This is a genomic window from Oceanobacillus sp. M65, from assembly GCF_052246275.1.
GTDB lineage: Bacteria > Bacillota > Bacilli > Bacillales > Amphibacillaceae > Oceanobacillus_B > Oceanobacillus_B jordanicus.
On record NZ_JBQQCJ010000002.1, the window covers coordinates 383372 to 395427 of the forward strand.

Genomic DNA, 12056 nt, shown 5'->3' on the forward strand with positions numbered 1-12056 from the left:
GAAAGAGGCTGTCGCTATTTATTTAGGTCAGCCTCTTTTTTCACGTTTCAAGCATAAGAGAAACGTGAACATTCGTTACAAAACGAATATGCTGTAAAGCATTGCGAGTTAAAGGAGTTATAAAAGTGAAGATCGGCTATAGAACGATAAAAACGGCAATAGGTACACCTCTTGCCATATCTATTGCTCAATTTCTTGGTTTATCAAATTTTGTTTCAGCAGGAATTTTAACTATTCTTTGTATCCAGCCTTCAAGAAAACAATCTTTTCTTAGCGCCTGGAACCGTTTTTTGGCTTGTGTACTAGCAAGTGTCTTTTCCTTAGTATTCTTTGAAATCATTGGCTACCATCCTGTTTCAGTAGGTTTGATGCTAGCGGTATTTATCCCAACGACGGTTTATTTGAAAATCACCCAGGGAATTGCTACAAGCTCCGTAATTATTTTAAATTTATATAGTGCCTCTGGGATAGATTTGAATTTTTTAACAGATCAGTTTGTACTGATCATTGTGGGAATCGGTACAGGGCTGTTATTAAATTTATACATGCCGAGCTTGGATAAAAAGTTAAAAAATAAGCAGAACAAAGTGGAAAGTAATTTCCAAACTATTTTGTATGAGGTAGCTTTATATATCCGCAATAAAGAGATACATTGGGATGGCAAGGAAATATCCGAAACAGAACAGATCCTTGAGGAAGCTTTTGATTTAGTTGAGCGGGACAAAGAGAATCATCTATTGCGTAGCAAGCACCCATATAAGGATTATTTTTATATGCGGCAGCGACAATTTGAATTGTTGAAAAGGATGCTACCACTCGTAACAAAATTACCAAATAAAATATCCATCTCTGAAAAAGTTGCTGTTTTCTTTGAAAGCTTATCAAAGGCTGTCCATCCAGGTAATACAGCCATATTGTACTTAGAGGAACTAACTAAATTACAAAAAGAGTTTGATGAGGAGGAACTGCCTGAAACACGCGAGGAATTTGAAACCCGTGCTAATCTGTTCCGTCTTCTTCATGAAATAGAAGACTATTTATTGTTGAAACAGAAATTTAAAAAGAGCGACATCCAACATAAAAAAGAGGCAAAATCTAAAGCGAAAGCATAAGCATAAGGCGCCGTTAAAAAGTTTGTCGTTGCTATATTTTCCATTTAAAAAGACTGAAATCAAAATTGATTTCAGTCTTTTTCCGATTAATTATATAAACATTGCCAGTCCAGCAGTTAATGTTGAAAGTACCATTGCAATAATCATAATGTACACGATGACTGTAGTCCTTCTTTGACGCTTTGATTTTTTTGCAGCCATTTTCTTTCCCCCTTTGAACCCTTCTGTTACTTGTATTTTATCGTGAAAACCGGATTTGGACAAGTAAAAGTTGAAAAGAACTAAATGTTGCAAAAGATAAAGTTATCCTCCAAGAATTTGAAGCATATTAATCTTCTTATAGTAGAGAAAATTTTTAGGAAGAAGCAGAAATAGGAGGGAGAACATTTTTATGGACTCTTGTGCAAGAACAAAAGCTACAGCTGGCAACAGAACTATGTCTCTTCCACCAAAGATTTCTCATATTGCAATTGCAGTAAGAGATCTGGATAGAGCATTGCCCTTTTATACAGAAGTCTTAGGATTACGAGTTGAGAGCAAAGAAGAAGTACTCTCTGAAGGGGTTAGAATTGTTCACTTAAAAGCTGAAAATATTTTTATAGAATTATTGGAGCCAAGCCATACAAACTCCCCTGTGCAATCATACTTAAACAAATATGGGGAAGGCCTTCACCATATTGCCTTTGAAACAAACGACATAGAAAAAGTACTTATAGACTTAAAAGCAAAAGATCTGCCAATAGTCAATGAAGGTGTGAAAAAAGGCGCTAGGAACTGTGATATCTTATTTATCCATCCAGATGCTACAAATGGTACATTAGTTGAATTCTGCGAGTATAGAGGGCGTAGAGAACAATGACCCCATCCAAGTACATAAAAGAGCTAGCTAGCAAACGAGAACAAGTGGAAACAGGTGGAGGAGAAAAGCGAACTTCTAAGCAACATTCTAAAGGGAAGTGGACGGCCAGAGAACGTCTGGCCTATTTACTTGATCCCGGTAGTTTTATAGAAATCCAGCCTTTTTTAACAGAACGAAAACCTAGCAATAACTTAGAATCTTTAAATGGCGATGGGGTTGTTGGTGGCTTTGGTAAAATAGCTGGAAAGGCCGTATATGTTTATGCGCAAGATTTTACAGTATTAGGTGGATCTCTAGGTGAAATGCATGGGAAAAAGATAGCAACAATTCTTGACCTTGCTGGTAAAAATCGTCTTCCTATTATTGGTTTAATTGATTCTGGTGGGGCACGTATTCAAGAAGGGGTTTCCTCATTAGATGGATATGGTCAGATTTTTTACCGAAACGTCCTTTATTCTGGTGTTATACCCCAGATTTCTGTCATAATGGGACCAAGTGCAGGTGGGGCAGTTTATTCTCCAGCATTGACAGACTTTGTCATCATGGTAGAAAAAATCTCTCAGATGTTTGTGACAGGACCTAAGGTGATGCAGGAGGTTACAGGAGAGCAAATCACGGCCGAGGAACTGGGCGGCTCTTTTATTCACAGCCAAAAAAGTGGAAATGCCCATCTCACAAAACCAACAGAATGGGAAGCGTTGGACGCGGTTAAGGAACTTTTAATGTTTCTACCTGAGCAAAACCAACAAAAGACAAAGCCATTACCAATTAGTGAAGAAAATCATGAGCGACCAAGATTACTCGAATTGGTTCCCTCTGATAGCAAGACAGCCTATGACGTAAGGCGAATAGTTGAGCAAATAGTAGATGCGGATTCCTTTATGGAGATTCATGACAAATTTGCAAAGAATATTGTAGTAGGTTTTGCTAGGGTGCATGGAATAACTATTGGATTGGTTTGTAACCAGCCGAAGTATAAAGCCGGGGGACTGGACATCGATGCTAGTGATAAAGCAGCGCGATTTATACGTTTTTGTGATTGCTTTCATATCCCCCTCATTACTTTAGAAGATGTTACGGGTTTCTTACCGGGGGTAAAGCAAGAGCACGAGGGAATTATTCGGCATGGAGCAAAAATTGCCTATGCCTATGCAGAGGCAACTGTTCCTAAAATCACTGTTATTTTACGTAAAGCGTATGGTGGTGCTTTTGTCGCCCTTAATAGTAAATCGCTCGGTGCTGATGTAGTCTACGCTTGGCCGCAGGCTGAAATTGCTGTCATGGGACCAGAAGGTGCAGTGAGTGTTTTAAACAGTGATGAAATAAAGAAAGCCCAAAACCCAGAGAAAGCTAGAGAAGAGAAGATAGCCGCTTATCGAAAAAAGCACGCTAATCCTTATAAAGCTGCTGCCTTAGGGATGATCGATGATGTGATTTTTCCAGAGAAAACGCGCATTAAACTTATTCAAGCTTTGGAAATGATGTATAATAAACAAGTGGAACGACCAGAGAAAAAACATGGTAACATGCCATTATAGTAACTATTGGAGGACTAAAATTTATGACTACAGTAAACCAGGAAAGATTAATCAACGAATTTTTTGAACTTGTCCAAATTGACTCAGAAACAAGATATGAAACAGAAATTGCGGCAGTACTAAAGCAAAAATTCACAGAACTTGGCGTTGAGGTAGTGGAAGATAATGCATCAGAAGTGACTGGCCATGGAGCTGGAAATCTTATTTGCACCTTAAAGGGAACGAAGTCAGGAGTAGATCCAATTTATTTCACTTCTCATATGGATACAGTAGTACCAGGTAAGGGAATTAAGCCTTCAATTGAAGGAGACTATATTGTTTCGGATGGAACAACAATCCTTGGAGCTGACGATAAAGCAGGCTTAGCTGCAATGCTAGAGGCAATCCGTTTACTTAAAGAGAACAATACAGAACATGGAGATATTCAATTTATTATTACTGTTGGTGAAGAATCAGGACTAGTGGGTGCAAAAGCATTGAACCCAGAACACATTATTGCGAAGTATGGCTATGCACTGGATAGTAATGGAGATGTAGGAGATATTATCGTCGCTGCCCCAACCCAAGCGAAGGTTTTCGCCGTTATAAAAGGAAAAACAGCTCATGCAGGTGTAGCGCCAGAAAAAGGAATTTCCGCTATCACATTAGCAGCAAAGGCTATTGCTAAAATGCCTTTAGGACGAATTGATGAGGAAACTACAGCTAATATTGGTCGCTTTGAAGGTGGCAAGCAGACTAATATTGTTGTAGATCATGTGGAAATCCTTGCTGAGGCGAGATCTCTTGTACCAGAGAAAATGGAAGCGCAAGTTGCCAAGATGAAAGAAGCATTCGAAAAAACGGCACAGGAACTTGGTGGTTCAGCTGATGTTCAGATTAACGTTATGTATCCAGGGTTTAAACAAAAGGCAGGAGACCAGGTTGTTGAAATAGCTCGTCGTGCAGCAAAGGCAGTAGGACGTGAAAGTAAGCTATTACAAAGCGGTGGTGGAAGTGATGCCAACGTAATAGCTGGTCATGGCGTCCCTACGGTTAACCTTGCTGTGGGATATGAAGAGATTCATACGACTAACGAACGTATCCCAGTAGCAGAACTTGTGAAGATAACAGAGCTTGTCGGCTCTATTATAACGGAAGCAGCTAAAGAAGCGTAAAGGTAGATTGAACAGCAATTTACTTTCGACAACCTAGTTTTATAACTCATATTGAGAAACCCTTTTGAGGTGAAGCCTTAAGAGGGTTTCTCTTTGGATGGTTCATATGGAGGATCTGGGTCATGCCGGTGTTGACCTAGGACGGGTCGTTTTTAGCCTGCGTTCTTTTGACTCGGCGCTCTTCGCTTTTCTTGTGTTATAATTGGGGTAGATAATAATAAAGGGTGTATGAAATTGACAACAAACAATCCTCACAAAGGACGGGTTATTTTCCATATAGATATGAACTGTTTTTATGCCTCTGTGGAAGCTGCTTACAACCCGGATTTAAAAGGTAAAGCCTTGGCTATTGCGGGTAATCCGGAGGAACGGAAAGGGATTGTTGTTACAAGCAGTTATGAAGCCCGTGCAAAAGGTGTTAAAACGACCATGACAATTTGGCAGGCAAAAAGGAATTGCCCTGAACTCATTGTGATGCGTCCAAACTTTGAACGGTACCGTGCAGCATCAAAAGCGCTATTCCGTATTCTATCAGAAATCACGCCAGATGTTCAGCCTGTTTCCATTGATGAAGGGTATATGGATATAACCCATGTAACCAGTGATCTTACGCCATTACAAATAGCCGATTCATTACAAAAAAGAGTACTTGATGAATTAGACTTACCCTGTAGTATTGGGATTGCACCTAATAAATTTCTAGCCAAAATGGCCTCCGATATGAAAAAACCATTAGGCATAACGGTTTTAAGGAAAAGGGAGCTGGCTTCAACACTTTGGCCACTTCCCATAGGGGAAATGTATGGCGTGGGGGAAAAGACAGCAACGAAATTGATTGAAAAAGGAATAAAGACTATTGGTGATCTGGCAAATTATAATACGTATGAATTAAAGCAAGTACTTGGTATAAATGGGGAACGACTTAAAAACAGAGCAAATGGAATAGATAACAGACCAGTTGACCCAGATGCCATTTTTGAATTTAAAAGCATTGGAAGCTCACAAACCTTACCCTATGATACAGTTGATGAACAGGAAGTAAGAAGGCTACTTGCGATTCTATCAGAGAACGTGGAGCGAAGAATGAAAAGAAAGAATGCAGCAGGGCAGAGTATACAATTAATGATAAGATACCAAGATCGTAAAACGATTACACGGAGCAAAAAGCTTTATCGGTATATTGATGCAAAAGATGAAATTATGTATGAAGCAGAAGAACTTTTCCATAAACATTGGAATCAAGAGCCTGTTAGATTGCTCGGCATAACGCTTCAAGATGTGGAAGTAAAAAAGAATATTGCAAAGCAATTAGACCTGTTTACGTATGAAAAAGAGGCAGGAAAAGAAAAGCTTTATGAAGCAATAGATGGATTATCAGAGAAGTATGGTAAGGATGTATTTAAAAAACTAGAAGCGGTTAAAGAGGAAGATCAACCAAGAACTAGTTTTCAAAAGGATTTTCTTGATGATTATAAAAAAGAATAGCTCCCATTTTTCGCTAGGTGAAAAATGGGAGCTTTTTTTGTTACTTCATAATCCGTTTGATTACAGCCTTGCCCAGTTTGCTTCCAGGATAACGGAAAGGCACATCAAATTTAGTTGATTGCTTTAGAATACTTTTTTGGTGGGAGAATGTCTTAAAGCTAGATTGACCATGATACTGACCCATTCCACTATTGCCAACACCACCGAATGGAAGATGAGGGTTTGCTAAATGAAAGATTGTATCATTTATGCTTCCACCACCAAAAGAAAGATATTGAATGACCTGCTCTTGCGTCTTAATATTTTCTCCAAAATAATAAAGTGCCAGTGGCTTTTCCTGCTTACTAATCATTTCTACAGCTTCTTCTACGTTTGTAAAAGATAGAACCGGCAAAACAGGTCCGAATATTTCCTCCTGCATAACACTGTCGTCCCATGAAATTTTATCAAGAATCGTTGGTTCGATCATGAGTGATTGTTTATCTGCATTGCCCCCATGAAGCAGGGTACCATCTGTTAGATAGCCTAAAATCCGATCGAAATGGCTTTCATTAATGATTTTAGTATAATCAGGATTATTTAAAGGTTCTTTTCCATAAAAAGACTTAATATATTTTTTCATTGCCTTCAAAAGCTTAAATTTCACTTTTTCGTGCACATAGACATAATCTGGAGCTACACAAGTTTGGCCAGCATTTGTAAATTTACCCCATACTATACGTTTGGCAGCCAAGTTGATATTAGCATCCTTATCTACTATTGCAGGACTCTTACCACCTAGTTCGAGTGTGACCGGGGTAAGATGTGTGCTGGCTTGCTTCATCACAATTCTTCCAACTTCTGTGCTACCAGTAAAGAAAATATAGTCAAAACGCTGGCGTAGCAGTTCTTGGTTCGTTTCTTTTTCACCTTCAATAACCGTAATATAGGAAGGATCAAATGTACGTTTTATCATACTTGCCAATAAGGAGGAAGTTGCTTTAGCGTGCTCCGACGGTTTTATTACCACACAATTTCCAGCAGCAATAGCACCAATTGCTGGAGCGAGAGCTAGTTGGAGTGGGTAGTTCCATGGCGAAATAATCAAGCTAACGCCATAAGGCTCGTGCACAATGTAGTTTTTTGTTCCTTTATGTGTAATAGGAGCAGTGACCTTCGTTGGCTCCATCCAATTCATTAAGTTTTTTAAAGTAAAGTCGATTTCCGAGTAAAGAAAACCAATCTCAGTAGTATAGGCTTCGTGTTCAGATTTGTTTAGATCTGATCGCAAGGCATGATATATCTCTTTTTCATGCTTCTTAAGCATCCTTTTCAAGCTTTCTAATGATGCTCTACGAGTCTGATAGTCTCTTGTATTTCCATTTTGATAAAAAGCCCGCTGTTCTTCTACGGTTTGTTTGATTGTAGTGATGTTGATCTCCCCCTTATGAATGTGCAGTGATGTCTAGTTTAAAGAAGTCCGTAGCAAGCTCTGTATTGAAAAATATTTGCTTTGCTTCTTGGAGCAAGCGATGGTTATCTTCTCCTTGGTAACGAGAAGAAATATGTGTAAGCACCAATTTCTTAACATTCGCTTGTTTTGCGGCTTCGGCTGCTTGTGTAGTAGTAGAATGAAAATAATCCCATGCCATCTGTTCCTTTTCCCTATCAAAGGTAGCTTCATGCACAAGGACATTAGCTCCTTTTATAAATTCATGGTATGTTGCCAGGGCACGAGTATCTCCAAGTATAGCTAAAACTCTTCCAGGTTTGTTTGGCCCAATAAAATCTTCACTTACAAGCCGCCGTCCGTCAGCGATATCCACAAAGGGGTTCTCTTTTATTTGGCTATAGATGGGACCAGGGTGAACGCCATGTGCTTTTAGCCGATCAACAAGAAGTTCTCCTGGTCGGTCCTTTTCTACAATACGATAACCATAACTGCTTATACCGTGATCGAGCTGTTTGGCAAACACGGTGAACTGATCGTCTTCATAGATTTTACCTTCAGCAATTTCCTGAATTTCGATAGGGTAACGTAAATGGGTTCCACTGACCTTTAAAGAAGTAGTAACAAAATCCTTTAACCCCTCTGGTCCGTATAAAGTGACTTTTTCTTCGCCTCCTTGAAAAGATCTACTGCTTAAAAATCCTGGTAAACCAAATACGTGGTCGCCATGTAGATGGGTAATAAAAATTTTATTAATCTTTCTAGGCTTAATCGAGGTGTTTAGTATTTGATGTTGGGTTGCTTCACCGCAATCAAATAGCCAAACACTGTTTTGCTCTTGTAAGAGAGTTAAGGCTATGGACGTTACATTCCGTTCCTTTGAGGGAACACCTGCGCCAGTCCCAAGAAAAACGAGTTTCATAAGTTATTCCTCCATGATTTACCAGCCACGCTCATATTGTTTAGGGGCAGATAGTTTTTCGTTTAATTCAGTAGCAGCCGTTCTTGGCCAATACGGATCTCTCAACAATGCTCTTGCCAGAAAGATTAGATCGGCGCGTTCATTCTGTATAATTTCCTCAGCCTGCACGCCTGTAGTAATGAGGCCTACAGCACCTGTGGAAATGTTTGCTTCTTTTCTGATCGTCTCACAGCGTGGAAGCTGATAGCCTGGATAGACAGAGATAGAAGCTGGCACAACACCACCAGAGCTACAATCAATCAACTCAATTCCTTGTTCACGCATTCTACGAGAAAAATAGACAAAATCCTCCAGACTGTTTCCGCCCTCTGCGTATTCATCGGTAGATATTCGTACAAACAACGGACCATCCCACGCCTGTTTTACTGCTGAAATAATTTCCTCGAGTAAACGGTAGCGATTTTCTCTACTACCTCCATAGGAATCTTCACGGATATTTGTTAATGGAGAAAGAAATTGATTAATTAAATAACCATGAGCTGCGTGTAGTTCTATAATGTCAAAGTTTGCCTGTTTTGCTCTTTTGCTTGCAGCTTTAAACGCTTCGATCGTTTCCTTGATATCTTCTACAGTCATTTGTTGAGGTGTTTTATAGGAATCGTTGAAGGCTAGGGCAGAGGGAGCAAAGATGTTGGAATCTAATTGTGCTTTTCTACCAGCATGCGCCAACTGTATAGCTGTTTTGGAACCATAATGATGAATCTGACGGTTTAAATCTGTAAGGCCTTCTACATGATCATCATCCCAAATACCTAGGTCCTGAGAAGAAATGCGACCTTCCGGTTGAACAGCTGTTGCTTCAAGCATGATTAATCCAACCTGGCCAACAGCCCGTGAAGTATAATGTGTTACATGGAAAGGAGTAACCTTGCCATCTTCTTGGTTACAGGAGTACATACACATTGGTGCCATTACAATTCTGTTTTTTAAGGTTACGTTTTTAAAGTTAATTGGTGAAAATAGTTTAGCCATGTTTTCTTCCTCCCGTTATAAAAGATCAGGTGAATAATCTACGATAATCCTTAGCGATATCTGGCACATCAGTAAAAATCGCATCGCATTCCTGGTTGAAACAGCGTATTAAGTGTGACGGTTTGTTCACGGTATAAACACGAACATTCAGGTGATGCTGTCTGCTTTTCTCCATTAATTGAGAATTTAGCAAGCGATACTTGATATGGATAGAGGAAGCGCCGAGATTTTTGGCATACTTAGTAAAATATTTCATTCGCTTTGAATTTAAAAAAGCAATATCGACCTTATTAGTAAGCTCATACAACCTCTTTACGCTCTTTGGATTAAAGGTAGATAATGTGGTACGATTTAATAACTGATAGTTGGTTAATAAATCTAGTACAATCTTTTCTAAGTCCTTATAATCTATTTTATTATTTTTTAGTTCAATATTTAAATGTAACGGTTTGTCTTGGACCCATTGTAGGAAATTTTCTAATGAAACAATCTTTGTTCCAATGAATTTAGTGGAGAACCAAGAACCCATATCGAGATTGGTTAATTGTTCATAGGTTAAGTCCTTAACGTAGCCTTTTCCATCGGAGGTCCGCTTTACGTTTTCATCATGAATTAATACTGGTACTTTATCCTTTGTTAACTGAACATCTGTTTCGATCCCATCAGCGCCAAACTCAAGCGCTAGTTCAAAGGCTGGCATCGTGTTTTCCGGTGCGTATTTACTTGCACCACGATGCGCAATAATTTTTGTTTGCAATAGTTTCACCTCTATATTTAATTGTGTTTTATTTTAGGGCAAAAGTCAATTTAGACAGGGGGATTTAAATTGAAAAAGTGGCAAACGAAAGAAGAGTTAACGGATCTACTTTGCTCCATAGTACAATATCAAAGTATAACTGGTTCAACTGCTGAGATTGCAATTGCGGAATATCTTTATCACATCCTATCCCAAAAGGAATACTTTCAAAAGAACGCATCTTCTTTGAATCTTCATCCGTTAGAAGATGGGAGGAGACTGTTAACAGCACTTGTGAAAGGAAAGAAAAAGAAAAAAGAAACAGTTATCCTGCTGAGCCACTTTGACGTGGTTGGTGTTGAAGATTATGGCTCACTTAGAAATCTAGCCTTTCATCCAAAGGAACTGACAAAGGAACTCTTCCAATCAAAGGATCAACTCCCTGAGAATGTTAGAAAGGACTTAGAAGCGGGGGATTGGTTGTTTGGGAGAGGGACAATGGATATGAAGGCAGGATTGACACTTCAACTAGCAATGCTAGAACGAGCTATTGAAGGAGAGTTTGATGGGAACGTGTTGCTACTTTCTGTACCCGATGAGGAAGTGAATTCTAGTGGTATGCTTACAGCTCTTCCCGTGTTAAATCACTTAAAAGAAACCGAAGAAATAGAATATATTGCTTGTTTAAATAGTGAGCCTATGTTTAGCAAATACCCTGGAGATCCTGCTCATTATGTATACACTGGATCGATTGGAAAAGTGCTTCCTGGATTTTATTGTTATGGGAAAGAATCACATGTTGGGGAGCCATTTGCAGGGATTAACCCCAATCTAATGATTAGTTTTCTATCACAGCAGATGGAATTAAATGAGGCATTTATTGAGCAGATAGAAGATGAGATCACGCCACCGCCTGTGAGTTTAATGCATCGGGATTTAAAAGCGGAATATTCTGTACAGACCCCTCAAGCTGCCATCGCAATGTATAACGTTCTTTATTTAAAACAAAGCTTTGAAGAATTAAACAGAAAGCTTCTGGTTAGTGCGAATCAAGCTGTAAAGCAAATTGAAGCATATGTAAAAAAGAAAGCTGAGCATTTTGCAACAGTAGCAAAGGATTTTACCATGCCCGCTTCAAAAGTAAGTGTATATATGTATGAGGAGTTATATCAAGAGGCGGTTAATAGGTATGGCCAAGAAGAAATAAATCGCCGGCAAAACCTGTTAGGAAGCCAACGGGAACAGGGAGACCGTGACTTTTCCACGTTATTAGTTCAGGAGTTAGCAGCCATGTGTAATGACTTAGCTCCCATGATCGTGTTGTTCTACAGTCCGCCATTTTATCCTGCTGTATCTTCACACCAAGACCCGTATATACAAGATGTTATGGAAGATATAAAAAAGTTTACAAAAGAAAATTATAGTATTGATTTAGTTAATTCTGAATTTTTCACTGGTTTATCCGACTTAAGCTTTATAGGTCCTGTTACCTCTAATAGCAAAATAAAACAGCTTACAGAAAACATGCCACTTCAGCATAATGGTTTTGTCTTTCCCGAGGAAATGATGGAGCAATTAAAAATGCCAATTCTGAATATTGGACCATTGGGAAAAGACCCCCACCAATGGACTGAAAGACTAGAGCTGAATTATAGCTTTAATTCTTTACCTACTATTATGTCTAGAGCCATCCAACAGTTGCTGGCAAACTCCCCGAAAAGACAGTAAGCTAAAAATAGTGTAAAATAGCAATAATGAATGGTTATTCATTATTGCTGAGTACGAGAGC

The 12056-nt window shown here is 39.0% G+C and carries 11 protein-coding genes; 6 read left to right on the forward strand and 5 right to left on the reverse strand.

Translation table 11 applies throughout. From position 1 onward, the window contains the following. Nucleotides 1-125 precede the first annotated feature (125 nt). Nucleotides 126-1112, forward strand: a complete 987-nt coding sequence (locus tag ACTWPF_RS09515) for an aromatic acid exporter family protein (protein WP_238018922.1) — start codon at nt 126-128, stop codon at nt 1110-1112. 90 nt (nt 1113-1202) lie between these two features. On the opposite strand, the gene prli42 is transcribed toward ACTWPF_RS09515, so the two are convergent. Further along, nucleotides 1203-1313, reverse strand: coding sequence for a stressosome-associated protein Prli42 (gene prli42, locus ACTWPF_RS09520; protein WP_119574645.1), 111 nt, complete (start codon nt 1311-1313; stop codon nt 1203-1205). Nucleotides 1314-1503: 190 nt separating this feature from the next. On the opposite strand from prli42, the gene mce reads away from it, so the two are divergent. From mce to ACTWPF_RS09540, 4 genes are all read left to right on the forward strand, one after another. Continuing rightward, entirely contained in the window at nt 1504-1971 is a 468-nt protein-coding gene (mce, locus tag ACTWPF_RS09525; protein WP_443149052.1) for a methylmalonyl-CoA epimerase, read from the forward strand. Beyond that, nucleotides 1968-3509, forward strand: a complete 1542-nt coding sequence (locus ACTWPF_RS09530) for an acyl-CoA carboxylase subunit beta (protein ID WP_443149053.1) — start codon at nt 1968-1970, stop codon at nt 3507-3509. The genes mce and ACTWPF_RS09530 overlap by 4 nt, the downstream gene beginning before the upstream one ends. 23 nt (nt 3510-3532) lie before the next feature. After that, nucleotides 3533-4663, forward strand: coding sequence for a M20/M25/M40 family metallo-hydrolase (locus ACTWPF_RS09535; RefSeq protein WP_443149054.1), 1131 nt, complete (start codon nt 3533-3535; stop codon nt 4661-4663). Between the two features lie 234 nt (nt 4664-4897). Next, nucleotides 4898-6148 (forward strand): DNA polymerase IV, encoded by a 1251-nt coding sequence (locus tag ACTWPF_RS09540; protein ID WP_443149055.1) that lies wholly within the window; start codon nt 4898-4900, stop codon nt 6146-6148. A gap of 40 nt (nt 6149-6188) precedes the next feature. Here the strand turns inward: ACTWPF_RS09540 and ACTWPF_RS09545 are convergent, their stop codons facing one another. From ACTWPF_RS09545 to ACTWPF_RS09560, 4 genes are read right to left on the reverse strand one after another with little or no spacing between them, the layout of a single operon-like run. After that, complete coding sequence (locus ACTWPF_RS09545; RefSeq protein WP_106896877.1) at nt 6189-7559, reverse strand: aldehyde dehydrogenase; 1371 nt, start codon at nt 7557-7559, stop codon at nt 6189-6191. Nucleotides 7560-7572: 13 nt separating this feature from the next. Next, complete coding sequence (gene rnz, locus ACTWPF_RS09550) at nt 7573-8499, reverse strand: ribonuclease Z (protein ID WP_106896876.1); 927 nt, start codon at nt 8497-8499, stop codon at nt 7573-7575. 18 nt (nt 8500-8517) lie between these two features. Continuing rightward, complete coding sequence (namA, locus tag ACTWPF_RS09555) at nt 8518-9531, reverse strand: NADPH dehydrogenase NamA (protein WP_443149056.1); 1014 nt, start codon at nt 9529-9531, stop codon at nt 8518-8520. 25 nt (nt 9532-9556) lie between these two features. Then, nucleotides 9557-10288, reverse strand: a complete 732-nt coding sequence (locus tag ACTWPF_RS09560; protein ID WP_238018930.1) for a glycerophosphodiester phosphodiesterase — start codon at nt 10286-10288, stop codon at nt 9557-9559. A gap of 69 nt (nt 10289-10357) precedes the next feature. Here ACTWPF_RS09560 and ACTWPF_RS09565 point away from each other — a divergent pair, with 69 nt between their 5' ends. Further along, nucleotides 10358-11995: a M20/M25/M40 family metallo-hydrolase gene (locus tag ACTWPF_RS09565; RefSeq protein ID WP_443149057.1), complete on the forward strand. Its 1638-nt coding sequence runs from the start codon at nt 10358-10360 to the stop codon at nt 11993-11995. Nucleotides 11996-12056: the final 61 nt, after the last annotated feature.

Excerpts from the sequence above, each read along its gene's own strand:
- prli42 (WP_119574645.1), bottom strand. The coding sequence starts at position 1,313 with ATGGCTGCAAAAAAATCAAAGCGTCAAAGAAGGACTACAGTCATCGTG.
- mce (WP_443149052.1), top strand. The coding sequence starts at position 1,504 with ATGGACTCTTGTGCAAGAACAAAAGCTACAGCTGGCAACAGAACTATG.
- ACTWPF_RS09530 (WP_443149053.1), top strand. The coding sequence starts at position 1,968 with ATGACCCCATCCAAGTACATAAAAGAGCTAGCTAGCAAACGAGAACAA.
- ACTWPF_RS09535 (WP_443149054.1), top strand. The coding sequence starts at position 3,533 with ATGACTACAGTAAACCAGGAAAGATTAATCAACGAATTTTTTGAACTT.
- rnz (WP_106896876.1), bottom strand. The coding sequence starts at position 8,499 with ATGAAACTCGTTTTTCTTGGGACTGGCGCAGGTGTTCCCTCAAAGGAA.
- namA (WP_443149056.1), bottom strand. The coding sequence starts at position 9,531 with ATGGCTAAACTATTTTCACCAATTAACTTTAAAAACGTAACCTTAAAA.